The sequence below is a fragment of the Henriciella aquimarina genome (genome assembly GCF_002088975.1).
GTDB classification, from domain to species: Bacteria; Pseudomonadota; Alphaproteobacteria; order Caulobacterales; family Hyphomonadaceae; genus Henriciella; species Henriciella aquimarina.
The window spans coordinates 25,254-48,856 of sequence record NZ_NCST01000001.1; the positions used below are offsets into that span (position 1 = coordinate 25,254).

Consider the following 23,603-nt stretch of genomic DNA (forward strand, 5'->3'; position numbering starts at 1 on the left):
TTAAAATGACTAACAAATATCACCGGTCTGTTAACAAAGCCCCGGAATTCACCTTGTCCGGCACACTCCTTCTCTGGCTGATCCTGATTATGGTCGCCAGCGTCTTCGTGATGCTGGGCGGCGTGACCGTGTCTGTGGCCCTGCTGGGCGCAGGGCTTTGCGCGCTGCCGCTAGTCACCACGCTCATTGTGGCGGGCTATGGTCGTGAGTGGCCGCGCGGGCGGCGGGCGGCGCTCGCCTGCCTGCCATGGATCCTGATGAGCACGCTGTTCATCGCACTCTCCGGCGGGCTTGCCTCTCCGGCTCTGGCCTTTGCCATCTTCCCGCCGGTTTTCGCCATGGCCTTTGGCTGGAAGCGGCTGGCGGTGGAAGCGGCAGTCTTCTCGCTCATTGCCGTGATCGGCGCGGTCTGCCTGCCGCTTGTGCTGCCAGAGATGCAGGGCTTTGACCTGCTGGCGCCGGTCAGCGGCATGTATGCCTTCGCCGCGCTTTGTGCCTTGCCCTTCATTGTCTACGGGCTGGTGTCCTCCCGGCTCAGCGAGCCCGCCTCTGGCATGGCCGAGCCTGCCCGCGAGCCGACGAGGCGCGCTTCCGGCCAGCAGGGCTGGCCGGTGACGCCGCTGCAGGACCCGGCGGCCGGGCTGGACCCGATCGAGCCGGCGCCCTCGGACGAGGCGGAAACCGGGAACACGATCATCGATGTGACCCGGGAAGGCCGGATTCGCTCGTCCAGCGGGCCGGTCCCGGCGGGGCTTTCCTTCCGCCCGGGCCGGGTTTTTCTCGATGCCTTTCCGGAAGACATCCGCGGCGAGGTCGCCGCCCAGCTCGACAGCGGCGCGCCCTTCCGCCTGCCCCTCGGCGAGGGCCGCACGGTCGAGCTGACCGTCGACCGGCACGATCTTGGCATGCGCATCTTCCTCTCGGAGGTAGATGTGTCAGTGGAAAACGAGACGATTCGCCCGGAAGAGACCGACAAGCGCGTCGAGGCGCTTGAGACCGAGCTGGCCGAACGCACGGCCTTCTTCGCCGGTCTCGGCCATGAGCTGAAGACGCCACTCAATGCCATTCTCGGCTTTACCGAAATCATGCGTGCTGAGCTGCGCGGGCCGATGCCCGAGGGCTACAAGGACTATTCCAATCTCATCCATGAAAGCGGGCAGGACCTGCTTTTGATGATCGAGGACATTCTCGACTATGCCAAGGCCGAGGCCGGCCATTCGCGTCTCGAGCTTGAGCCGGTCGATCTCGTCGCCAGCGGGGAATCGGTCCTCGCCCAGCTCTCCGGCCAGGCCCAGCGCTTGGGCGTGACGGTGGCGCTGAAAGCCGAAGGCGAGGTCTGGGCGCGCGCCGATGCCCGGGCGATCCGCCAGATCTGGCAGAACCTTTTGTCCAATGCGATCAAGTATTCCGAACCGGGCGGCACGGTCACGCTGCTCGCGCGCGAGGGCCGCAACGCGGTGGCGCTTTCAGTGAAAGACGAGGGCGCGGGCATGGATGCGGAAGACCTCGAACGCGTGGCGCGTCCCTTCCAGCAGGGCCGCAACGCCAAGGGCCGCGCGGGCACGGGGCTCGGCCTCGCCGTGGTGCGCAGCTTCGCCGAAGCGATGAAAGGCAAGGTTGTCATCGACACCGCGCCGGGCGAGGGCACACGGGTGCGGGTCATCCTGCCAAAGGCCAACAAGCAGGATCTCGGTGATGTCGAGGATGCCGCCCAGTAGGGCGCAGGCCTTCAGCGTGACTGGCGCTCGATGCGCGACTCGCGGACCAGCAGGGCGAAGCCGGAGACGATCAGGCAGCCCAGAACCACAACGGCCACCCCGAGCGGAAAAACGCCCGACACGATGGTTTCATTCGCCTTGGCCGCAAGGTAATCCGATCCGGCTGTCGACAGGCTGGACGCCTTGGGGCCGGTATTCGCAGCCTGGGCGTTTGCGGTATGGATCAGCGTGGAGATCAGGGGCATTCCGGCAGGCGCCTTTTCATGGTTAGCAGGGTCTTAATCTGAGACATGATGTGCAAGCGCCATGCCGGTTGGCGCCAGACAGGAGAAGGTCCCCATGCAGGAAGACAGGTTGCCGAGCTGGCTCTGGGTGGACGCGCTGATCCGGCGCGTCGAGGTCGCCGGCTCGTCCTGTTTCGTGGTGCAGAAGGGCGACCGCTCGCGCGGGGACATCCTGCTCAAGGTTTCCGACCTGCAGGGCGGGGCGCGCGCTTACGTGCCCCGCACCAATATGGAAGGCGAGCGCATCTTCGCCGATGTGCGCCTTCAGGGGATTGGCGAGAGCGAGGCCGAGGTGGACGACTATGTCCGCCGCGCGCGTGAGCGCGACCCGGATCTCTGGGTGCTGGAAGTCGAAGACCGCGACGGCCGGCATTTCCTGACCGAGGAGGTCGAGACACCCGGCGAGCCGGAGTGAAATGCAGGTCCGGGCTTGGCAGCCGCGCCGCATCCCCGCATGAGCGGGAGAGGAGACAAGCGGCAACAGGGCAGGGGTGATGGCAAAGCTCTATTTCATCTATTCGGCGATGAATGCCGGCAAATCCACGATCCTGCTTCAGTCGGCCTATAATTACCGCGAACGCGGCATGCAGGTGATGCTGTGGACCTCGGGCCATTACCGCGATGGGGAAGCCGATACCGCCGACATCTGCTCGCGTATAGGCCTGAAGGCGGAGGCTCATCTGTACCGTGAGCGCGATGACCTGTTCGAGACCATCGCTGCCTGCAAGAACGATCAGCCCATCGACGCGGTTTTCGTGGACGAGGCGCAATTCCTGGTGCGCGATCAGGTCTGGCAGCTCGCCCGCGTAGCCGATGCGCTGGGCGTGCCGGTGATGTGCTACGGCCTGCGCACCGATTTTCAGGGCAAGCTGTTTCCCGGCTCGGCCGAACTGCTCGCCATTGCCGACCAGTTGCGCGAGGTGCGCACCATTTGCCATTGCGGACGCAAGGCGACGATGACCGCGCGGCTCGATGCGGAAGGCAAGGCGATCACCGAGGGCGCGCAGGTCGATGTCAAGAAATCGCACTATGTCTCGCTCTGCCGTCGCCACTGGGAAGAGGTGACGGATATTCACTGAAGCCCCCCCGGCAAAAGATTCTCCACGCCGGACAAGCCACGATGCCCTTTGGGCATAATATCCCGCAATCGCCCGCGACTGACCGTATTCCTGCCCAAATTCGGGGCCAGCTTTCCCATGCTGGGAAAGAGGAGACAGCCCCATGGGTGCCCGCCGCAACACAATACTCGGACTGGCCGCGATCGTGGCCTTTGTGGCGTCCGGCCTGCTCGCCAATGCGCAGGAAAGCCAGCCCGTCGCCGGCTCGCCCGAGATCGACTATCAGGGCTTCTCCGAGATGACGGACAAGGTCATGGCCTACCGCGAAGGCCGGCTGGTCAGCCTGGCGGCCTTCAACGAGATGAAGAGCGAGCCCGACACCATCCTGCTCGATACACGCAGCCGGCTCGCCTATGACATGGGCCATATCGACGGCGCGGTGCATCTCGACTTTTCGGATTTCACCGACGAGAAGCTTGCCGACGTGATCCCGTCAAAGGGCACGCGCATCCTCATCTACTGCAACAACAATTTCGCCGACGATATCGAGCCGGTGATGCTCAAGCGCGCCCCGCTCGCGCTCAATATCCCGACCTTCATCAACCTGTATGGCTATGGCTACGAGAACATCTACGAGCTTGGCGAAATGGTCTCGGCCGAAGACGAGGCCGTGAACTGGGTGAGTACGCTGCAGACGCCCTGACCCCCGTGCAGCGGTCGCCCCGTAGACGGGCGCAGCGGGCCCTCGCTGCGCCCGTTGTCCTGTCTGCAGCCCGACGCTGGATGAGCGCAGGCGCCACTTGTGTTGCAAATGATACGCATGTGCGGTACGGCGTTTCCCGTATCCGAACGACTATTAGTTCTGCTAATGCGATCATTTGCTGCCTTGCACAAAAGCTGCATCGCGGTCATGTGACCCCGCGAACCGACTATTTCAGGATCAGAGCATGACATCTGCCAGTAGTGAAACAGCCGCCCCGCGCGTCAATCCGAATGCGCCGACAGAAGAAACCGTGCTGGAGGTCCAGCACTATACCGACCGGCTCTTCTCCTTCCGGATCAGCCGTCCGCAGAGCTTCCGCTTCCGTTCGGGCGAATTCGTCATGATCGGCCTGCCGCGCGAGAACGGCAAGCCGCTGCTGCGGGCCTATTCGGTCGCGTCGCCAGCCTGGGACGACTCGCTGGAATTCTACTCGATCAAGGTGCCGGACGGCCCGCTGACCTCACGGCTCCAGAACATCCAGCCGGGCGACAAGGTCCTGCTCGGCAAGAAGCCGACCGGCACACTGGTGCTCGATGCGCTGACGCCCGGCAAGCGGCTCTACATGTTTTCCACCGGCACGGGCTTTGCGCCGTTTGCGAGCCTGGTGCGCGACCCGGAGACCTATGAAAAGTTCGAGGACGTGATCGTCACCCATACCTGCCGGCAGAATGGCGAGCTGCAATATTCGACCAAGCTGGTCGAGGATCTCGTCAACGATCCGCTGGTCGGCGAGATGGTGCACGGCAAGCTGAAGCTCTTCACCACCTGCACGCAGGAAGACTTCGAGCGCATGGGCCGGCCGACCGATCTCATCCGCTCCGGTGAGCTGTTCAAGACGCTCGATCTGCCGCCGCTCGATTCGTCGACCGACCGAGCCATGATCTGCGGCTCGATGCCGATGACGCTCGAGATGAAGGATCTGATGATCGAAGCCGGCCTCACCGAGGGCTCCAACGCCGCGCCGGCCGAATTCGTCATTGAAAAGGCCTTTGTGGGCTAGCATCCTCGGCGGACCATGTCTGGTCTTCAGGATTTCAAGCTGTCGGATCGCGCGCCATCCCGTCTCGGGCTGAGTGGCGTGCGCGCAGCCGGCGCGATGCGTGTTCATTGCCACAACTTCCGGAAAGTCCGGGCGCTTTGAGGGCCGGGCCGGGCACATCCCTGCGCATGGTCGCGCTCGTCATCGGCGCAGTTTTCGTCCTGACCGGGGTGGCTGCGCTTGTCGGCGATCCGGCAGGCGCCGAGTCGAGCCGGTGGACCGCGATCTATGTCCGGACCTTGCAGCTCCTGCGCCAGACCTTCGGAGATCCGGGGGCCGGCATCGCGATGATCGTGATCGGTTTGTTGCTGGGCGGCTTTCTCTACCGCGCCGCCGGGCGGAAGGGCTGATCAGCCGACCTGGCCGCGATGACGCAGCTTGGCATCGGCCAGCACGCAGGCGAGCATCGCTTCGGCGACCGGCACGGCGCGGATGCCGACGCACGGGTCGTGGCGGCCCTTGGTGCGCACATCGACCTCTTCGCCGCCGCGCGTGATCGATTTCGTCATGGACAGGATGGAGGAGGTCGGCTTGATCGCGAGACGCACAACGACATCCTGGCCGGTGGAGATGCCCCCGGCGACCCCGCCATTATTGTTCGACAGGAAGCGCACGCCCTCATCGGCCATGCGCATCTCGTCGGCATTCTCTTCGCCCGACAGGCTCGCCGCGCCGAAACCGGCGCCGATCTCGACGCCCTTGGCGGCATTGATACTCATCATCGCCCCGGCGAGTTCGGCATCGAGCTTGCCATAGACGGGCGCGCCCCAGCCAGCGGGCACGCCGGAGGCGCGAACCTCGACAATGGCGCCAGCGCTGGAACCGGCCTTGCGCGTCTCGTCCAGGAAGTTTTCCCATTTGGCGGCCGCTGCCGCATCCGGGCACCAGAACGGGTTCCTGGTCGTCTCGTCCCAGTCCCAGGCGGCGCGGTCGATGGCATGCGGGCCGATCTGGACAACGGCGCCGCGGATCTCGACCGCGTCCCCGAGTACGCGGCGCGCGACGGCGCCAGCGGCCACACGGGCCGCGGTTTCGCGGGCCGAGCTTCTTCCCCCGCCACGATAGTCACGAATGCCATATTTCGCGTCATAGGCGAAATCGGCATGACCGGGCCGATAGCGGTCGCGGATCTCGGAATAGTCCTTGGAGCGCTGGTCAACATTCTCGATCATCATCGAGATCGGTGTGCCGGTCGTGACCTGACCATCGGTGCGGTCATCCTCGAAGACGCCGGACAGGATCTTCACCTGGTCCGGCTCCTTGCGCTGGGTGACGAAGCGGCTGGTGCCGGGCTTCCTGCGGTCGAGGAAGCCCTGCACAAAAGCCTCGTCGAGAGAGAGGCCGGGCGGACAGCCATCGACCACGCAGCCGAGGGCCGCCCCGTGGCTTTCGCCCCAGGTCGTCACGCGGAAAAGGTGGCCGAAGGTGTTGTGAGACATGAACTGTCCGCCTTTATGCCTGTCGGCTCTTTAAGAGCCGAGCAGGTCCTTTACGGCTTCGCGCTCTTCGCGCAGTTCCTTCTCGGTGGCATCCATGCGCCCGCGCGAGAACTCATTGATCTCGAGGCCTTGGACGATCTCGTACTTGCCGTCCTTGCAGGTGCACGGATAGCCGTAGATGACGCCCGGTTCGATGCCGTAGGAGCCGTCGGCCGGGATGCCCATGGAGACCCAGTCGCCGTCTTCGGTGCCGAGCGCCCAGCTCTTCATGTGGTCGATGGCGGCCGAGGCGGCCGAGGCGGCAGACGAAGCGCCGCGCGCCTTGATGATGGCCGCGCCGCGTTGCTGGACGTCCGGAATGAAGGTCGATTCGTACCAGTCCTGATCGATCTTGGACATGGCCGGCTCGCCCTTGACGGTGGCGTGATGCAGGTCCGGATACTGGGTCGAGGAGTGGTTGCCCCAGATCGTCATCTTCTTGATGTCGGTATTGTGCGTGCCGGTCTTCTCGGCGAGCTGGCTCATCGCGCGGTTATGGTCGAGACGGACCATGGCGGTGAAGCATTTCGGGTCGAGGTCCGGAGCGGCCTGCTGCGCGATCAGCGCATTGGTGTTGGCCGGGTTGCCGACAACGAGAACTTTCACGTCGCGCTTGGCGTGGTCGTTGATGGCCTTGCCTTGCGGGCCGAAGATCGAGCCGTTCGCGGCCAGCAGGTCCTTGCGCTCCATGCCCTGCTTGCGCGGCATGGCACCGACCAGAAGCCCGAAGTCTGCATCCTTGAAGGCGACATTCGGATCATCGGTGGCGACGATGTTGTTCAGGAGCGGGAAGGCACAGTCGTTCAGTTCCATGACAACGCCGTTCAGCGCTTCCAGGGCCGGGGTGATTTCGAGCAGGTGCAGATCGACCGGCTGGTCCGGGCCCAGCATGTCGCCGGCGGCGATGCGGAAGAGCAGGGCGTAGCCGATCTGGCCGGCGGCTCCGGTGACGGCGACTTTTACAGGCTGTTTCATGGGAGTATCCTTCTGGCAAAGGTGGAATTTGCGCGCATCAATGGCGAATTTGTGCCGTGAGGGCAAGCAGGGCTGCGTCTATGCCGCATGTTTGCAGCGGCTACAGCCGAGATTCGCGATTGGCGCCCCTCTCCAAAGCCCCTAGGGTCACGCGATAAGACAAAGCGGAGGCGCCCGTCAGCATGACCTACGACTTTTCAGGCAAGAATGCCGTTGTGACCGGAGCGAGCCGGGGCATCGGCGCTGCGATTGCCCGCACCCTGGCCGAGGATGGCGCGCGCGTGGCCCTGGTCGCCCGCGACACCGAAGCGCTGGAAGCGCTCGCCAAGGAGCTGCCGAACGACCCCGTTGTATTGCATGCCGACCTCTCTTCCTCCGATGGCTGGAAGCCGCTGGCCGAAGCCATTGTCGAACAACTCGGCCCCGTCGACATCCTGGTCAATAATGCAGGCGTCAATGTGCATGAGCCGGCCGGCGAGGTGAGTGAGGAGGGGCTCGATTCCACGCTCAGCGTGAATGTGCGCAACCTCATCCTGCTGACCAATGCGCTGAGCGAGAGCCTGAAGTCGCGCAAGGGCAATGTCGTCAACATCTCCTCGGTCTCGGCGAGCACCGGCAGTATCGGGCAGATCGCCTATTCGGCGTCCAAGGGCGCGGTCAATTCCATGACCCGCAACCTCTCGATCGATATCGGCCGGTATGGCGTGCGCGTGAATGCCGTGGCGCCGGGCGTCATCGATGACGGCATGTGGACCACCGCCTTCGAAAGCGGCGCCGTCGACCGGGAGAAGACGATGGAGCGGATCAGCCGCGTCATCCCGCTGGAAGGGCGCTGGGGCAAGGCGCAGAACATCGCCGACGCCGTCGCCTTCCTCGCCTCCGACAAGGCCGATTACATCACAGGTCAGGTGCTGCGCGTCGATGGCGGTATTCTCGCCTGACATCTGCGCCTATATGGGCCGAAGACCTGGTTTTAGGAGTTTCAGAGCGATGAGTGATCAAAGCCCGTCCGATGTCATCCCACCCAGCCCGAGCGCTGAAGAGTATGGCGCCGATGCAACCGGCAAGCCGCTGATCCCGGACCTGACCGACCCGGTCCAGCTGTTCCGCGACTGGATGGCGGCCGCGCGCGAGAGCGAGCCGAACGATGCCAACGCCATGTCGCTGGCGACCGTCGACGTGCATGGCCGTCCGGACGTGCGGGTCGTTCTGCTCAAGGACATCTCGGCGGAGGGCTTTACCTTCTACACCAATTTCGAGAGCGTGAAGGGCGTCCAGCTCAAGGACAATCCGGTCGCCGCGCTCGGTTTTCACTGGAAGTCGCTGCGCCGTCAGGTGCGGGTCCGCGGGTCCGTCGAGCGGGTGACAGAGGCCGAGGCCGATACCTATTTCGCCTCGCGCGCCCGGATCAGCCGGCTGAGCGCGATTGCGTCCGACCAGTCGCGGCCGCTGCCGTCGCGCGATGTCTTCGAAGACCGCATCAAGGCGCTCGAGGCCGAGTATGAGGGGCGTGAGGACATTCCCCGGCCGTCACACTGGGGCGGCTATCGCGTCGTGCCGGACGAGATGGAGTTCTGGCAGGACCAGGCTTTCCGCATGCATGACCGGCTGAAATTCGTCATGAAGAATGGCGTCTGGACGACCGACCGCCTCTATCCCTGACCTTGGACCTCAGAGACTGTGAACGTCCGCCCCGCGGGCCAGCAGGATCGGCTTCATCTGCCAGTAGGCCATCGGCGTGCGATAGAGCGGGATGCGTGGGTGCAGGTGATGCACGATATGATACTGCATGCCAAATGAGCCGAGATTGCCGAGGACCGACCGGAAGCTGCGCGTCGTGCGGTAGCGGGCGGTCTCATTCGCCGGGTGATGCGGCGCCCAGCTCAGGAAAAACTGGATATAGGTGTAGGCGAGGTGATGCGGCAGCCACCAGAGCGCCGCGGCCTCGATGGCATGCCCGGACCAGGCCAGCGCGATCAGCGTGGCAAACCAGGTCAGCCGGTAAAGCGCCGCCTCCCGCAGGATGCCGATCTTCTTCAGCCGGATCAGCGTGCGCGCATAGGCGTTGAAGGCGCCTTCCCCGCGCGGCTGGCGGTTCTGGATCGAGCGCCAGATGGCGTGCCACGGGCCCCGGGCGCGCGAGGAGATGTCCGGGTCGAGCTCCGGGTGATTGGTGTGGCGGTGATGTTCGAGATGGGTCGCCTTGGCCACGCTATAGGGCAGGGCGAGCGGAATGGTGGAGAGATGGCCGACCGCTTCGTTCAGCCAGTAGAGCTTCGAGCCGGGCCGCGCGATGATGTCGTGCTGGGCCTCGTGTGAGGCCAGATAGCTGAGTGTGGCGTTGATCGTGGCAATGAGCAGCCCGGCCCAGACCGGGAGGACGCCCATGAAGACGAGCGGCCAGAGCGACAGCCAGACAGCCAGATTCGCAAACGATCCGATGACGACCAGCCAGGGAAACTTCCCGATATGCTGGCGGGCGATATCGCGCTCGAGGCGGGCGAGTTCGGTAGGCGAGAGCAGGGTGAGATCGCGTTCGCTCATTAGATCCAGCGCCCCCTGATCTGGGCCGGGATGCCGAGGGCGGCGGCCACAATGATTCCCACAGTAAGCGGAGACAGGTCGAAGGGCGGGGTCCAGGCCATACGCTTGATCAGCTGGGCGGTCAGCGGCGTCAGGAAGCCGAACGCGAAGATTATCGGCCCGAGATAGAAGAGCGCCTTCATCAGCGTGATCATGATTGTGAGCCCCCACCTGACTGTGTCTACAGCAGTCTCCGAGCACGTCGCAGGCTGCATCTGACAGTGTGTCACGGAATTTAGCCTCAGATCGGTAAATAACCGGTTTCATCCGGAAAATTTTCTCAATCCGATCAACGGCTTTCGGGCGGGAGATTAACCATGACCGCCGGTCTGGAGACCCATCCTGCAGGCAGAATGGGTCTCCTTATGGTTTAAATGATGCCGGCATCCTCGCGCTGAACGATCAGATGCGGGACGCCATCGCTGGTCTTGTTCCAGGAGACGCCGTCTTCGCCGATCATGCCGGTCACGCGCTGGCGCATGCCCGAAAAGCTTTCGAATTCAACCACGTCGACCGGCACGTCGAAGTGCAGCGTCACCTCGTAGCCCATGCCGCCGGCCAGCTCGCGCACGGCGTGGACGCGGCCTTCATAAGGCTGCTTGAGATAGCGCCCGGTAACCCGTTCGCCGACCTGTAGCGGGATTTCCGGCTGGTTGGACAGCCTGGCCGAGGCGGTGTTCCAGTCGCGATAGCCGAGTTCGGCGGCTACGAGTTCCAGCGCCTTTGAGTGGCTGATGGAGGGGCCGCGCGCGGCATGTTCCGCGCGGATTTCACGGGCGCGTGCCTTGGCCTGGGCCCGTGTGGTGGGAGGGTTGGATGTCATGGCGATGACCTTTCGCGAGTCGCTTCCGGTCGTTTCTCAGCGGGCGTTCGCCTTGCCGCAGACCGGTCGATGACACGTCAAAGGTCTGGTCAGTGGCGCAAGCGTGGATGCTTGCGGAGATCTTCACCCTCGGATGGTCCCATCCGGCGAACGGCAGGTGTCTCGAACCTGAGCGCGGGCTAATATGCCTGCGCCGGGGGTTCGTCAAGCCTGCCGGCACGCCGGAAGATCAGAAGTCGCGCATGCATTCCTTGCGGGCGATGTCCTGGGCAGTACCGATCCAGCCATCGGCCCGCGCGAGGCGGTAAGGCACGTCGGTCGCCAGCATGGTCAGTCCGTCGCGGGCCAGCGCGCTGTATTCGGACGGATCGCCATCGGCCCAGTAAGTGTCGTCCAGCCGCTCGCCGGGCCGGCCGAGCGTGCCGAAAGCGCTTTCGATTCCCTTGTCCGCAAGCGCCTGCCACTTGCCAGGCGAAGGGGAGTTGGTGCCGGTCCAGGCGATGAGGTGGTCGGGATCGATTCCGTCCGCGAGCAGTTCGGCCTCATCTTGCGGCCCGCCAATGCCGGCGGTCATCATCAGCTCGGGCGCGAGCTTGGCGACCTGTCGGGCCTCACTGTCATTATAGGTGATCAGGATGACGTTCGATTCCGCCCCAGCCGCCCGCACCGCGTCGATGATGTTGCGGAAGCTGGTCGTTTCCTTGCGGTCGAGCTCCAGGATCGCACCGTTCTCGACCGCCCAGGCCAGCGCGTCTGACAGTTTCGGCGGATGGAAACCGGTGACCGTGCCCTCATTGTCGACAAGATCGAGCGCGGCGATGTCGGTCCAGTCGGTATCGGCGACCGGGCCGGAGCCGGTCGTCGTGCGCCCGAGCGAGCGGTCGTGCATGAGGAAGAGCGTGCCGTCGCGGCTTTCGGCAATGTCGACTTCCATGATGAAGGCGGCATTCGACAGCGTGTTCTCCAGCGTCTCGATGGCATTTTCCGGATAGCCGGGCATCGGCCCGCCACGGTGAGCCGCCAGCATCAGGCCACCTTCCTCGCGCACACAGTCGAACAGGGCAGGCAGCTTGCTGGTTGTGTCTTCCACCGAGACCGCCTCCACCGCATCGGCACTGGCCGTGCCGGAAGTTGAGGTGGCGGCCGGCTGCTCGCAGGCGGCGAGCCATGCGACACCAAGCACTGAAAAAACAACGGGTTTGAGACGCTTCATCATGTCCTCAGGCTTTGACTTTCTTGCTGGGAACCCTAACCGCTCATACAAGGAAAGTGAACGCCGCGTCACGCAACGGAAGATAAAGACCACTCGGAGGAGAATACGATGCAAGGGTTGATGCAGGACTGGCAGCTGACCGTCGACAAGATACTCGATCACGCTGCGCACAATCATGGCGACCGCGAGATCGTCACCCGCGCGGTCGAAGGCAATATTACCCGCACCAATTACAGGACGCTGCACAGCCGCGCCAAGCAGGTGTCCAATGCGCTGCTGGCTGAAGGCATCAAGCTGGGCGACCGGGTCGCCACGCTCGCCTGGAACACCGACAAGCATATGGAGGCCTGGTACGGCACGATGGGCATCGGCGCGGTGCTCCACACCATCAATCCGCGGCTGCACCCCGATCAGGTCGCCTGGATCGCCAACCATGCCGAAGACCGCATCCTGATGTTCGACACGACCTTCCTGCCGATTGTCGAGGCGGCGAAGGACAAGATGGAGACCATCGAGAAATTCATCATCCTGACGGCCCCGGAAAACATGCCGGACAATTCGCTCGGCGCGGTCTCCTATGAGACCTGGCTCGAGGGCCGTCCGCCGGAAGCCGAATGGGGAAATTTCGATGAGCAGACCGCCTGCGGGCTCTGCTATACCTCCGGCACGACAGGCAATCCGAAAGGCGTGCTCTACTCGCACCGCTCCAATGTGCTGCACACCTTCATCACCATGGGCGTCGACACGCTGGGCATGGGGGCGGCCGATGTCGTGCTGCCGGTGGTGCCAATGTTCCACGCCAATGCCTGGGGGCTCGCCTTTGCCTGCCCCGCGACCGGGGCGAAGCTCGTCATGCCGGGCGCGGACATGTCGGGCAAGGCGATCTATGAGTTGCTCGACAAGGAGAAGGTGACGATCACGGCGGCTGTGCCGACCGTCTGGCTGCTGCTGCTCACCTATCTCGAAGAGAACAATCTCAAGCTGCCGCATCTGCGCAAGGTGGTCATCGGCGGTTCGGCCGTGCCGGAGCGGATCCTGCGCGCCTTCGAGGAAAATTACGATGTCGAGGTCTTCCACGCCTGGGGCATGACGGAGCTCTCGCCGCTGGGCACGCTGGGCGCGCTGCCGGCCGCGCTTATCGACGCGCCGCATGACAAGCAGATCGAATTCAAGCTGAAGCAGGGCCGTCCGCCCTTCGGTGTCGAGCTGAGGATCGTCGATGACAATGGCAATGAACTGCCGCGCGACGGGGAGACATCCGGCCGGCTGGTGTGCCGCGGCCCGGCCATTTCCAAGGCCTATTTCAAGGGCGAGGGCGGCGAAGTGCTCGACGAAAACGGCTTCTTCGACACCGGCGATGTGGCCACGCTCGACGAGCATTCGACCATGCAGATCACCGACCGCGCCAAGGACGTCATCAAGTCCGGCGGGGAATGGATCTCGTCGATCGACATCGAGAACTTCGCCGTCGGCCATCCGAAGATCGCCAATGCCGCCGCGATCGGAATCTATCACCCGAAATGGGATGAGCGCCCGCTGCTGATCGTGCAGCCGCATCCGGGCGAGACCCCGTCCAAGGAAGAGGTGCTGAAACAGCTCGAGGGCAAGATCGCCAAATGGTGGACGCCGGACGATGTCCAGTTCGTGGACGAGATTCCGCTCGGCGCGACCGGCAAGATCAACAAGCTGAAGCTGCGTGAAATGTTCAAGGATTACACGCTGCCGACGGCGTAAGACCCATGGATTTTGATCTCAAGGACAAGACCGTTTTCGTTGCCGGGGCGAGCCGCGGCATCGGTTTGGGGATCGTGGAATCCCTGCTGGCAGAAGGCGCTCGCGTGGCCATGGCGGCGCGCGGCGCCGAGAAGCTTGAAGAGGAACGCGCGCGCCTCGCCGCCAAATATGGCGAAGACCGCGTCTGGGCCCGGGCCGGAGACCTCCGCGATAGTGCGACGCTCGACAGCATGGTCGAGGCGATCGAGACCGGCTTCGGCCCGCTCTGGGGCGCGGTCGCCAATGTCGGTATCCATCCCTGCCCGCCGGGCTTCGACATTGACGACGAGACCTGGTCTGCGGGAATGCAGCAGAACCTCGACAGTGCCTACCGGCTTGCCCGCAGCGTTCTGAAGCGCATGCAGCCACGCGGCGAGGGGGCCATCGTGATGATCTCCTCCATCGCCGGTGTCGACGCGCTCGGCTCGCCGCTGACTTATGGCACGGGCAAGGCGGCCATGAATCACATGGCCAGGGAACTGGCCCGGATCGTCGGTCCGTCGGGTATTCGCGTAAATGTGATCGCGCCGGGAAACATCATCTTTCCGGGCGGCACGTGGGAAGCGGCCATCAATAGCGAGCGCGGTGAGGCCTGGCAGAAATGGGTACGCCGGGAGGTGCCATTGCAGCGTTTCGGACAGGTTCAGGAGATCGGCGATGCCGCCGCCTTCCTGCTCAGTTCGCGTGCGAGCTTCCTTACGGGCGCCGTCATCCCGGTCGATGGCGGACAGACCCGCTGAGCGGGCTCACCCCTCGTCAATCCTAGCCGGGGCCTTTGCGAAAACCGCGGGGCAGGATAAGGCTCAGGGCGTTTGAAGGGTAACGGTCGGGGAGTAGACCATGAGTGAAGCCATTCCGAAGGCAGGCTGGCGCCTGAAACTGGCAGGCGGCGCGCTGGCCTTGTCCGTCATCGCGGTGCTGTGGTTCATCGCTGCGGCGCTGGGCACCAAGATGGGCCTGTGGAGCTGGCAGTTCGGGCTTGGCACCATGACGATTGGCTGGGGGCCGAAGATCGCTTTCGTTGCGACCGGTCTGGCCGTGGTCGCCCTTGTCCTCGGTTTCACCAAGGCGCCGCGCACCAAGCCGGTCATACTCTCTCTGGCGGCGCTGCTGATCGCCCTCATGGTCCTGTTCCGCCTGATCGGGTTCGGGGCGCAGGCCGCGAGCCTGCCGCCGATCCACGATGTCCAGACCGACTGGTCCGAACCGGTTCGCTTCTCCGAAGCGCTCCTGGCCCAGCGCAAGAGTGCGGACGCCATGAACCCGGTCGAGGATGAACCGGTGATCCCGGAAGCCGCCGATGAACGCTGGCCCGGCACCGGTGGGCGTCTGGTCTCGGAAGTCCAGGAAGAAGCCGAGCATGAACGCACCGTCGATGGCGAAACCGTGCCGCCGGCCTATGACCGCCCGATCGAGCCGCTCTATTTCGACCAGCCGGTCAGCCAGGTGGCCGAGCTTGCCGTGACGCTGGCGGAGAAGCGCGGCTGGGACATCTTCTCGCGGCCGCAGACGGACGGGGAGACCGAGCAGACCGTGCTGGAGGCTACGGCCACAACGGGCTGGTTCGGCTTCAAGGACGACATCGCCGTGCGCATCCGCGATATGGATGGTACGACGCGCGTCGACATGCGCTCGATCAGCCGTGTCGGCCTGTCCGATCTCGGGGCGAATGCGAAACGGGTCTCGGACTTCCTGACCGAGCTTGAGGACCGCGGCGACGGGCGTCTGGAGCCCTGATCGACGCCGGGCCCGTTTCGGGCTATGGAAAGAGGGCTGCGTGACTGGCGCTTGAGGTGGGCCACCACCGGGGAGCGCAGCCTGACAACGCCGTGCGCCTGGGCATGAACCTCGATGAAAAGGAGGGTTGCCCATGCCCGACCTCTCGCCGCTCTCTGTCGCTTTCCTCGTCTTTCCGAACGTCACCCAGCTGGACCTGACCGGTCCGGCGCAGGTGCTGTCGCGGCTCGGCAATACATCGGTCGACCTCGTCTGGAAGACCCGTGAGCCCGTCGCGACCGATTCCGGTTTCCCGCTCCTGCCCACGAAGACCTTCGAGGATGTGGACCGTGCCGATATCCTGTGCGTGCCCGGCGGCTTCGGCACGATGGATGTGATGCAGGATGCCGCCGCGCTCGACTGGGTGCGCCAGGTGGGCAAGGGGGCCGGCTGGGTCACGAGCGTCTGCACCGGCGCCCTGGTCCTCGGCGCGGCGGGCCTGCTCCAGGGCTACCGCGCGACGACGCACTGGGCCTCGCATGACCAGCTCGCCTTCTTCGGGGCGACGCCTGTGAAAGAGCGCGTCGTGATCGACCGCAACCGCGCAACCGGCGGCGGGGTGACCTCCGGCATCGATTTCGGCTTGCAGCTCGTTTCGGAGATCCGCGGCGAGGCGCATGCCCGCTTCGTCCAGCTTTCCATCGAATACGATCCACACCCGCCTTTTGACTCCGGCACGCCGGAGAAGGCGGATGCGGACACGCTCGAGCGCTATTGGGCGCTCGTCAACAAGGCGGCGCCAGGGCGCGTGGACAAGGTGAGGTCGATTGCGAAGGGGCTGGGCTTCGACGCCTAGGCGGTTTTCTGAAGCGCCTTCCAGGTGAAGTCGGAGCGCACGGTTGGCTGCGCGTCCGGCGTCTCGACATAACCTTCCTCGACCAGCTTCAGCATCTGTCCGAGCACGGACATGGCCGCGGCCGGATGCAAGCGCTTGTCGACATCGGCATACATGGTCTCGACCATGCGCGGGATCTTGGTTTCGCCGGCCTTGAGATGCTTCACGATGGCGGCTTCGCGGTCGAGCCGGTGCTGGCGATAGGCTTGGATGAAGCCCTTCACGTCTTCGCGGACCGGGGCACCATGGGTTGGCCAGAGGATGTCGAAGTTGTGTTCCTCGATCTTGGTAAGCGAGCGCATATAGTCGGCCATGTTGCCATCCGGTGGCGCGACGATAGTGGTCGACCAGCCCATGATGTGATCGCCCGACAGGCAGGCATTTTCTTCACGCAGGCCGAAGCAGAGATGGTTGCTGGTGTGGCCCGGCGTCTCGATCACGTCGATCGTCCAGCCCGGCCCGGATATCACGTCGCCATCGCCGACCTTCACGTCCGGCATGAAGCCGAGATCGTCGGCCGAGCCAAGCTCTCCCTTGGCGGTCGGGACGCCGCAATTCTTCGCATAGGTCTTGCAGCCGGCCCAGTCCGCCAGCGGCTGGGCCAGCGGGGAATGGTCGGAGTGGCCGTGGGAAACGAGCACATGGGTAATCGTCTCGTCCTTCAGGGCCGCCTTCAGCGCCTCGAAATGCTCGTCCAGGACCGGACCCGGATCGAGCACGGCGACCTCGCCATGGCCGATGATGTAGACGCCGGTACCGACAAAGGTGAACGGCCCCGGATTGTTCGCGACGACGCGGCGGATCAGCGGGGAAACCTGTTCGACCTTTCCATATTCAAAGTCGAATTCCTTGATGAATGGAATGCCCATGGGACCTCTTCGGCATTTTTTCGAATCGTCTCCTGGAGACGATCTTATGATGGCCGCTTACCGGTAAACGCGGTGACAAATGCGCGCGCCATGCGGCGGGTTGCTCTCAACTTGTGGGCAAGCTTGAGCGCCACGGGCGGGCCCATATCCGTCTTGTTCGCGTCGACGATAAAGATTCGGCCTGAAGCCCGGTCGCGTAGCACGTCGACGCCGCCCCAATCCAGCCCGAGATCTGCAGCGAACCGCCGGATGACGGCAATTTCATCACTGGAGTAGCAATTCTTGGGTTCGTCGAGGAGGACCTCGGCATTCTCGTTCAGGAAGCGCCGGGCCAGCGGGCGGCGCTTGCGGAAGGACACGGTCGGTTCGCCGCCGACGATGCAGCAGCGCAGATCCTCGACCAGGCCGCCCTCGATCTCATTGTCGATCAGGCGTTGATAGGTCTTGCCCTCGACCGGCTCCATCGGGCCTTCGATGATCCGGCCGTCATGGCAGGCATTCTTTTCCGACTTCTCGACCATCGGCCCTTCATAGGTGCGCGGATCAACCCGGAGATTGTAGCCGGCTGCGCGCTCGAAGGCGTCGGCGACATTCGTCTTGGAGATGTCGGTGCAGTCGAAATTGACCAGCCGGGCGCCGGGCTTGATCTGCGGCATGGCGTGCTGGCTTGTGGTCGAATCGTCGAACTGGAAGACGATGTCGGCCTTGGAGACGTCGGAAATCAGCTTCGCGCCGGACGCATGCATGACCGGCCAGATGAAATACCAGGGCCGCGGCTTGTCGGGATGGAAGGCAATGGTGGGGCGCTTGTGGCCGGTGATGCGCCGCCAGGTGCGCCAGGACTGGGCGGCTGTATAGAAGGCCAGCCAGGTGAAGATGTCATTGACCAGCTGATAGTTGGCGGGAACCCGGTGACCGGTCTTTTTGACCAGCCAGGCGCCGTCTTCATACTTGAAGTCTGTCAGCCAGTTTCGTGACATTCATTCACTCCCTCGCGCCCTTGCCCCTCGCAGCGCACTCAAAGCGTAGCTGCCGTGAATCGCACGCCGTGCCCATAGTTTCAACCATTTAGGGCTGCAGGTCATGTGAGCAATCGTTCACAAAAGGCCACGTATCCGTGATCAAAGCAGGTGCTTGATGCTCGACAGGTCATAGCCGGCATGCGCGGCAGCATCTACGATTTCGTCGGAGTGGCCCTGGCCTGCATGGGTCAGCGCCCAGGCCGTGATCGAGCGCGTCCCGGTGCGGCAATAAGCCAGGACCGGAGTCGGCGCTTCGGCGAGAATCGACTGCATGCGTTCGATAATTTCCGGGGTCGGCGCGCCGGAAAAGGGCAGGGCGACAAAGGTCAGGCCTTTTTCTTCGGCGCGCGTGCGAATCGAGCCCATGCGCGGCTGGTCCACGCCGCCTTCGCCATCCGGCCGGTTGGCCACGATTGTCTTGAACCCGGCCTTGGCAATCTGATCGATGTCAGACTCCTCGAGCTGTGGCGCCACAGAAAAATAATCTGTCACTGTGCGGATGTCGGCCATGTGTTACCTCGGTGTCATGTGACGTTGACAAGCGTCGTCTCGGCGTGAACCTAGGCATGCCCTGTCAGGCTGCCAAGGCCCGATAGCCGCTTCTGGTGAAACGGAAAAGAGAAAATCACCGACGTGTCAGCGCTGCAGCGAAGCCTATCCCGCATTCCATGGGCCTATGTCATACGGCGTCTGCTTTTCGCCATTCCCACACTTCTGGTGATCATCGCCGTCGCCTTCTTCATGATGCGCATGGCGCCGGGCGGCCCCTTCGATGGCGAGCGCAAGCTGAACGCGGCGACCGAAGCCGCCATCAAGGCGAAGTTCGGTCTCGACCAGCCGCTCTGGAAACAGTTTTGGGACTATCTGCTCGGCGTGCTTCAGGGCGATTTCGGCCCTTCGATGAAAACGCTCGGCAAATCGGTGAATGACCTCATCGCCGACGGCCTGCCGGTCAGCCTCACCGTCGGCGCCTTTGCCATGCTGGTCGCCATCGTCGTCGGCACCGCGCTGGGCGTCTTTGCCGGGCTGCGCCAGAACACCGCGGGCGATTACACCGTGATGGGCTTTGCCATGGCCGGCATCTCCATCCCGACCTTCGTGACCGGGCCGATCCTCATCCTCACCCTGGCGCTCGGGGCCGGGCTGTTTGCGGTCGGCGGGCTGGGAGAATACCCCAATATCGGGATGAGCGTTCACAACATGACGCTGCCCGTGCTGACGCTGGCCTTGCCGCAGATCGCCATCATCTCGCGCCTGATGCGCGCCTCCGTCATCGAGATGATGCGCTCGCCGCATGTGCGCACCGCGCGCGCCAAGGGCCTGGCCGAGCGCACCGTCATCCTGCGCCACGTGCTGCCCGCCGCCATCCTGCCGTTGGTCTCTTACGCTGGCCCGGCCATGGCGCGGGTGATGACCGGCTCGCTCGTCATCGAGCGCATCTTCGGCCTGCCGGGCATGGGCTCCTACTTCGTCGATGGCGCGATCAACCGGGACTATACGCTCGTCATGGGCGCGCTCATCATCTATGCGACGCTGATCGTGCTGTTCAATCTGGTCGCCGACATCCTCTATGCGCTGCTCGATCCGAAGGTGAAGTACGACTGATGGTAGACACACTCGACATGACAGGCCGCAAGGACCCGGTCGAGCAGTCGCTCGCGGGCGGGCGTTCGCTCTGGGACGATGCGCGCCGGCGCCTGTTCAACAACAAGGCGGCCGTGGTCTCGATGTGGGTGCTGGGCGTGCTCATCCTGCTCGCCCTGTTCGGCCCGATGCTCTGGGTACACGACTACAGCCGGATTTCCGGCGATGTGGAGCTCGCGCCCACCCTGACAGACTGGCACCTGCTGGGCACCGACGAGCAGGGCAGGGATCTTGTCGCACGCAACCTGCTGGGCCTGCGCATCTCGCTGGCGGTCGGGCTTGTCGCGACACTCGTCTCGCTCGTCATCGGCGTGACATGGGGCGCGGTGGCCGGCTTTGTCGGCGGGCGCACGGACAATCTCATGATGCGCTTCGTGGACGTGCTCTATGCGATGCCCTTCATCTTCTTCGTCATCCTCCTGCTGACCGTGTTCGGGCGCAACATCATCCTGATTTTCGCGGCCATCGGCGCGGTCGAGTGGCTGACCATGTCGCGCATCGTTCGCGGCCAGACGCTCGCCATCAAGGGCAAGGAATATATCGAGGCCGCGCGGGCGGCCGGCGTTTCCGGTCCGGCCATCATCCGCCGCCACATCCTGCCCAATGTCGTCGGTCCGGTCGCGGTCTATGTGACGCTTACCATCCCGGTCGTGATCATGGCCGAAAGCTTCCTCTCCTTCCTGGGCCTCGGTGTGAACGAGCCGCTGACCTCGCTTGGCGTGCTGATCTCCTATGGCGCGAAGGAAATGCAGGACAAGCCGTGGCTGCTCATGGCGCCGGCAATGCTGATGGCGGTGACGCTGCTGTGTCTCAACTTCATCGGTGACGGGTTGAGGGATGCACTCGACCCGAAAGAACGCTAAAGCCTCTCGGCCATGAGCAAGACACCTTTCATCGACCTGCAGTCGACGCACAATCCGCACCGCTGGTATCTCAAGGTGGAGCCGCGCATCTGCGTCGGCCCGCCGGGGCAGAAATTCCTGTTCGGCGGGGTGGGCCTCGCCTCGGCGATCAAGGCGCTGGAGCAGACCACGGGCCGGCCCTGCATCTGGGCCACCGCGCAATACCTCTCCTTCGCCAACCCGCCGGACATCGTCGACCTTGACGTCCGTTCGCCCGTGGTTGGCAAGAACATCACTCAGGCGCGCGTGCTCGCCCATGTGAAGGACCGCGAGATCTTCACTGCCAATGCCGCGGTCGGGGCGCGCGACTCCCACCCGTCGCACCAGTGGCTGACCATGCCGGACGTGCCGCGCCCGGAAGACTGCCCGCCCATGCCGCGCTTCGACGAGACGAGCGAGGACCTGCACGCCACGCTCGACATGCGCGTTGCCCAGGGCCGCTATGCCGCGCGCCGGGAAGTGAAGGGCGGTCGCAGCGACGATGGCCGCGTCGTCCTGTGGGGGCGCTCCAAGCTCGGCGCGCCGATCGACTCCGCCATGCTGGCTGTGATCAATGATTTCGTGCCCTCGGGCACCAGTCACGCGCTGGGCCTGCCGGCGGGCGCAAACTCGCTCGACAACACGCTGCGCATCCGCCGTATCGTGGAGACCGAGTGGGTCTGCTGCGATATCCAGATCGAGGGCGTGCACAATGGCTTCGTGCATGGCCGCATCGCCATGTTTGCCGATGACGGCACGCTGATGGCCACTGGCAGTCAGTCCGGCATCGTCCGCATCTTCGATCCGGACGCCTTCAAGGAGCGGTTCCCGAAAGAGGGCTAACGGACGGCGGGTTTGTCACACGGCTGTTGCCGATCCAGGAAGACGCTTCGAAAATGCGCTTTTCCATGCCTTGTCCATGGGATCCATCCCCTGAAGTCCGCTCTTGTCGCCTCATCTGGAGGTGGGCACCACGGACAAGCCGTGGTGAGGCGACCGATGATCCTTACTTCAGCGCGGCGCGCGCTGCGTCCGCGCTGACGGGGCAGGAGACCGCGTCGAGCTCTGCCGCAGGCCCGTCATGACGGTTGGCATATTGCGCCGCCACCGCGATGGCTTCGGCATCGGAAAACATGGTGGCGAGCCGCACGAGGCTCTGGCGTTTCGCGCGTGTGCTGTCGGCGCCGGAAAGCGCGTCGAGCTGCACCTCGCCTTCCTCGGCCATGCCGCGGAAGATGCAGCCGAGATCGGAGGGGCCCTCATTGCCGTCGATCCAGTGGCCGAGCCGGGTCGCCGTCATCGCGAAGCGTCCAATCTCGATTTCGTAATCGTCGGAAATGTCGGCCTTGCCCGAGGCATCGATGGCCGCGATCAGATTGGCGGTTTCCTCTCGCAAGTCCCCGGCCTTGATGCCCCAGTCGCTCGCCAGCTGCGGAGACGCAGAGGCGGCAAAGGGCAGGGCGGCGAGGACAAGCGCAACAGCAAAGCGTTTCATGACGGCACGGGTCTCCTTGTTCGCCTGACAGGCGAAGCAAGCCCCGTGCCGCCCCCTTGCGGGCGAGTGACTTATGCCTTGCTGAGCACCACCCGGGCGGCTTCGTGGCAGGCTTCGATCTCGCGGTCGAAGCCGACACAGAGACGGGTCCAGCTGTCATAGCCCGGCCAGGTGCGGCCCACGACGCGGACATTCAGCTTGGCCATCTCCTCGGCGAAGACGGCATGGTCCATGCCGGTATCCATATAGATGAAGCTGCCTTGCGGCTTTGGCGCGATGGGCCGGCCGAGATCGGCGGCCATGGCGATCAGCTTTTCGCGGCCGCGAATATTCTTCGCCCGCATCTCGTCGAACCCGGCCGAGTCCTCGAGCGAGGCGGTGCCGGCGATGAGGCCAAGATGGTTGACCGAGCTCAACTGGCCCGACTGGCGCATCCAGGTGACCATCTCGGCGGGCATGACGGCATAGCCGAGACGCTGGCCGGCAAGGCCGTAGAGCTTGGAGAAAGTCCGGCAAACGATGACATTCTTGCCGTCCGAGACGAGCGACTTCATCGTATTGTTCGGATAGTCGTCCGACATTTCCAGATAGGCTTCGTCGATGAAGACCATGGCTGTCTTGGAGGCTTCTTCGGCAAAGCTCTTGAGCTTCGCCGCATCGACCGTGCGGCCCGTCGGATTGTTCGGGTTGCAGATATAGACGCTGGAGATGTCCGGGCCCATGCGTTCGGCCATGGCGTCGAGGTCGATGCCCATTTCCGAGTCGAGCGGGGTATAGATTACCTCGCCGCCGAAGTGTTCGGTGGTGCGCGGCACGGCTTCATAGGTGGCCATGGAGGTCAGCAGCGCGCCTTCCTGCTTGGCGGCCCACATGCCGAACAGGCCGAGAATGGGCGAGGAGCCATTGGTGACGAGCACCTCTTCAGGCGCCACGCCTTCCAGCTCCGCAACCTTTTCGCCAAAGCCGATCAGCGAGCCATAGGAATAGCGGTTCACGCCGGCGACTTCCGCCTTCATGGCTTCCATCGCTTTCGGGAAGGGGCCGAACGGGTTCTCGTTCGAGGACAGGATGGCGATGCTTGAGGCGGCCGTCGCAGCGGTCTGGGCTTCGGCTTTCGGAGCGGCTTCGCCCGTGCAGCCTGTCGCGGCCAGCGTGGCGAGCCCGGCCGAGCCGGCCCCGGCCAGCCTGAGGATGTCGCGGCGCGAAGCGCAGAGGGATTCGGACGGGGAGAAGAGGAGCGGTTTCATGACATGGTTCCGGATTGAAGTGACTAGACGTGGCCCGGACACGGCGGCTGGACCTGATTGGGAAAGCTACTGCGCGCCAGTGGGGGCTCCGCCGCGTCAGCCGTCAAACGGGAATTCGAAAGCTATG

The 23,603-nt window shown here is 64.1% G+C and carries 27 protein-coding genes and 1 riboswitch; of the genes, 15 read left to right on the forward strand and 12 right to left on the reverse strand.

The features are described from left to right. Nucleotides 1–53 precede the first annotated feature (53 nt). A complete protein-coding gene (locus B8784_RS00150; RefSeq protein ID WP_143435217.1) occupies nucleotides 54–1,718 on the forward strand; it encodes a sensor histidine kinase in 1,665 nt (554 codons plus the stop codon). Between the two features lie 11 nt (nucleotides 1,719–1,729). On the opposite strand, the gene B8784_RS00155 is transcribed toward B8784_RS00150, so the two are convergent. Then, nucleotides 1,730–1,963, reverse strand: coding sequence for a hypothetical protein (locus B8784_RS00155; RefSeq protein WP_084395603.1), 234 nt, complete (start codon nucleotides 1,961–1,963; stop codon nucleotides 1,730–1,732). A gap of 94 nt (nucleotides 1,964–2,057) precedes the next feature. Between B8784_RS00155 and B8784_RS00160 the strand changes: the two genes are divergently transcribed. The 5 genes from B8784_RS00160 to B8784_RS00180 all read left to right on the forward strand — a co-directional run bounded on the left by B8784_RS00160 (nucleotide 2,058) and on the right by B8784_RS00180 (nucleotide 5,212). Then, nucleotides 2,058–2,417, forward strand: a complete 360-nt coding sequence (locus tag B8784_RS00160) for a DUF1491 family protein (protein WP_233355900.1) — start codon at nucleotides 2,058–2,060, stop codon at nucleotides 2,415–2,417. Nucleotides 2,418–2,496: 79 nt separating this feature from the next. Further along, nucleotides 2,497–3,081 (forward strand): thymidine kinase, encoded by a 585-nt coding sequence (locus B8784_RS00165; RefSeq protein ID WP_084395604.1) that lies wholly within the window; start codon nucleotides 2,497–2,499, stop codon nucleotides 3,079–3,081. A gap of 142 nt (nucleotides 3,082–3,223) precedes the next feature. Next, complete coding sequence (locus tag B8784_RS00170) at nucleotides 3,224–3,763, forward strand: rhodanese-like domain-containing protein (protein WP_084395605.1); 540 nt, start codon at nucleotides 3,224–3,226, stop codon at nucleotides 3,761–3,763. A 244-nt stretch (nucleotides 3,764–4,007) separates the two neighbouring features. Next, a complete protein-coding gene (locus tag B8784_RS00175; protein ID WP_084395606.1) occupies nucleotides 4,008–4,823 on the forward strand; it encodes a ferredoxin--NADP reductase in 816 nt (271 codons plus the stop codon). 107 nt (nucleotides 4,824–4,930) lie between these two features. Continuing rightward, nucleotides 4,931–5,212: a hypothetical protein gene (locus tag B8784_RS00180; RefSeq protein WP_143435218.1), complete on the forward strand. Its 282-nt coding sequence runs from the start codon at nucleotides 4,931–4,933 to the stop codon at nucleotides 5,210–5,212. Here B8784_RS00180 and aroC read toward each other — a convergent pair whose 3' ends face one another. Together aroC and B8784_RS00190 are read right to left on the reverse strand one after the other, a co-directional pair. After that, a complete protein-coding gene (aroC, locus tag B8784_RS00185) occupies nucleotides 5,213–6,301 on the reverse strand; it encodes a chorismate synthase (RefSeq protein ID WP_084395608.1) in 1,089 nt (362 codons plus the stop codon). A gap of 30 nt (nucleotides 6,302–6,331) precedes the next feature. Then, nucleotides 6,332–7,315 (reverse strand): malate dehydrogenase, encoded by a 984-nt coding sequence (locus B8784_RS00190; RefSeq protein ID WP_084395609.1) that lies wholly within the window; start codon nucleotides 7,313–7,315, stop codon nucleotides 6,332–6,334. Nucleotides 7,316–7,497: 182 nt separating this feature from the next. On the opposite strand from B8784_RS00190, the gene B8784_RS00195 reads away from it, so the two are divergent. Both B8784_RS00195 and pdxH read left to right on the forward strand, forming a co-directional pair. Further along, nucleotides 7,498–8,256, forward strand: coding sequence for an SDR family NAD(P)-dependent oxidoreductase (locus B8784_RS00195; RefSeq protein ID WP_084395610.1), 759 nt, complete (start codon nucleotides 7,498–7,500; stop codon nucleotides 8,254–8,256). A gap of 49 nt (nucleotides 8,257–8,305) precedes the next feature. Beyond that, entirely contained in the window at nucleotides 8,306–8,977 is a 672-nt protein-coding gene (pdxH, locus tag B8784_RS00200; RefSeq protein WP_084395611.1) for a pyridoxamine 5'-phosphate oxidase, read from the forward strand. A 9-nt stretch (nucleotides 8,978–8,986) separates the two neighbouring features. On the opposite strand, the gene B8784_RS00205 is transcribed toward pdxH, so the two are convergent. The 4 genes from B8784_RS00205 to B8784_RS00220 all read right to left on the reverse strand — a co-directional run bounded on the left by B8784_RS00205 (nucleotide 8,987) and on the right by B8784_RS00220 (nucleotide 11,937). Continuing rightward, nucleotides 8,987–9,859: a fatty acid desaturase gene (locus tag B8784_RS00205; protein WP_084395612.1), complete on the reverse strand. Its 873-nt coding sequence runs from the start codon at nucleotides 9,857–9,859 to the stop codon at nucleotides 8,987–8,989. After that, entirely contained in the window at nucleotides 9,859–10,053 is a 195-nt protein-coding gene (locus B8784_RS00210; protein WP_084395613.1) for a hypothetical protein, read from the reverse strand. The genes B8784_RS00205 and B8784_RS00210 overlap by 1 nt, the downstream gene beginning before the upstream one ends. A gap of 215 nt (nucleotides 10,054–10,268) precedes the next feature. Beyond that, complete coding sequence (locus B8784_RS00215) at nucleotides 10,269–10,721, reverse strand: glyoxalase superfamily protein (RefSeq protein WP_084395614.1); 453 nt, start codon at nucleotides 10,719–10,721, stop codon at nucleotides 10,269–10,271. Between the two features lie 229 nt (nucleotides 10,722–10,950). Then, complete coding sequence (locus tag B8784_RS00220) at nucleotides 10,951–11,937, reverse strand: glycerophosphodiester phosphodiesterase family protein (RefSeq protein WP_233355901.1); 987 nt, start codon at nucleotides 11,935–11,937, stop codon at nucleotides 10,951–10,953. 105 nt (nucleotides 11,938–12,042) lie between these two features. Between B8784_RS00220 and B8784_RS00225 the strand changes: the two genes are divergently transcribed. The 4 genes from B8784_RS00225 (at nucleotide 12,043) to B8784_RS00240 (ending at nucleotide 16,279) form a co-directional block, all read left to right on the forward strand. Continuing rightward, nucleotides 12,043–13,668, forward strand: a complete 1,626-nt coding sequence (locus B8784_RS00225; protein WP_084395615.1) for a long-chain-fatty-acid--CoA ligase — start codon at nucleotides 12,043–12,045, stop codon at nucleotides 13,666–13,668. Between the two features lie 5 nt (nucleotides 13,669–13,673). Then, complete coding sequence (locus B8784_RS00230) at nucleotides 13,674–14,447, forward strand: SDR family NAD(P)-dependent oxidoreductase (RefSeq protein ID WP_084395616.1); 774 nt, start codon at nucleotides 13,674–13,676, stop codon at nucleotides 14,445–14,447. Nucleotides 14,448–14,547: 100 nt separating this feature from the next. Continuing rightward, on the forward strand, nucleotides 14,548–15,444 hold the full coding sequence (locus tag B8784_RS00235) for a DUF1499 domain-containing protein (RefSeq protein WP_084395617.1): 897 nt from the start codon (nucleotides 14,548–14,550) through the stop codon (nucleotides 15,442–15,444). 30 nt (nucleotides 15,445–15,474) lie between these two features. After that, nucleotides 15,475–15,555: riboswitch (ZMP/ZTP riboswitch) on the forward strand. 22 nt (nucleotides 15,556–15,577) lie between these two features. Further along, nucleotides 15,578–16,279, forward strand: a complete 702-nt coding sequence (locus B8784_RS00240; RefSeq protein ID WP_084395618.1) for a DJ-1/PfpI family protein — start codon at nucleotides 15,578–15,580, stop codon at nucleotides 16,277–16,279. On the opposite strand, the gene B8784_RS00245 is transcribed toward B8784_RS00240, so the two are convergent. From B8784_RS00245 to B8784_RS00255, 3 genes are all read right to left on the reverse strand, one after another. Beyond that, entirely contained in the window at nucleotides 16,276–17,187 is a 912-nt protein-coding gene (locus tag B8784_RS00245; protein ID WP_084395619.1) for an MBL fold metallo-hydrolase, read from the reverse strand. The genes B8784_RS00240 and B8784_RS00245 overlap by 4 nt on opposite strands. A 44-nt stretch (nucleotides 17,188–17,231) precedes the next feature. Further along, nucleotides 17,232–18,167: an ATP-grasp domain-containing protein gene (locus B8784_RS00250; protein WP_084395620.1), complete on the reverse strand. Its 936-nt coding sequence runs from the start codon at nucleotides 18,165–18,167 to the stop codon at nucleotides 17,232–17,234. Between the two features lie 141 nt (nucleotides 18,168–18,308). Next, on the reverse strand, nucleotides 18,309–18,719 hold the full coding sequence (locus B8784_RS00255) for a TIGR01244 family sulfur transferase (protein ID WP_084395621.1): 411 nt from the start codon (nucleotides 18,717–18,719) through the stop codon (nucleotides 18,309–18,311). Between the two features lie 123 nt (nucleotides 18,720–18,842). On the opposite strand from B8784_RS00255, the gene B8784_RS00260 reads away from it, so the two are divergent. The 3 genes from B8784_RS00260 to B8784_RS00270 are packed head-to-tail and all read left to right on the forward strand — an operon-like array spanning nucleotide 18,843 to nucleotide 21,577. After that, nucleotides 18,843–19,814, forward strand: coding sequence for an ABC transporter permease (locus B8784_RS00260; protein ID WP_233355902.1), 972 nt, complete (start codon nucleotides 18,843–18,845; stop codon nucleotides 19,812–19,814). After that, a complete protein-coding gene (locus tag B8784_RS00265) occupies nucleotides 19,814–20,716 on the forward strand; it encodes an ABC transporter permease (protein WP_084395622.1) in 903 nt (300 codons plus the stop codon). Before B8784_RS00260 ends, B8784_RS00265 begins: the two co-directional genes overlap by 1 nt. A 12-nt stretch (nucleotides 20,717–20,728) precedes the next feature. Then, entirely contained in the window at nucleotides 20,729–21,577 is an 849-nt protein-coding gene (locus tag B8784_RS00270; protein ID WP_084395623.1) for an acyl-CoA thioesterase, read from the forward strand. A 163-nt stretch (nucleotides 21,578–21,740) separates the two neighbouring features. Here the strand turns inward: B8784_RS00270 and B8784_RS00275 are convergent, their stop codons facing one another. Beyond that, nucleotides 21,741–22,229: a hypothetical protein gene (locus B8784_RS00275; RefSeq protein WP_084395624.1), complete on the reverse strand. Its 489-nt coding sequence runs from the start codon at nucleotides 22,227–22,229 to the stop codon at nucleotides 21,741–21,743. A gap of 71 nt (nucleotides 22,230–22,300) precedes the next feature. Continuing rightward, on the reverse strand, nucleotides 22,301–23,476 hold the full coding sequence (locus B8784_RS00280; protein WP_084395625.1) for a pyridoxal phosphate-dependent aminotransferase: 1,176 nt from the start codon (nucleotides 23,474–23,476) through the stop codon (nucleotides 22,301–22,303). Between the last annotated feature and the right edge of the window lie 127 nt (nucleotides 23,477–23,603).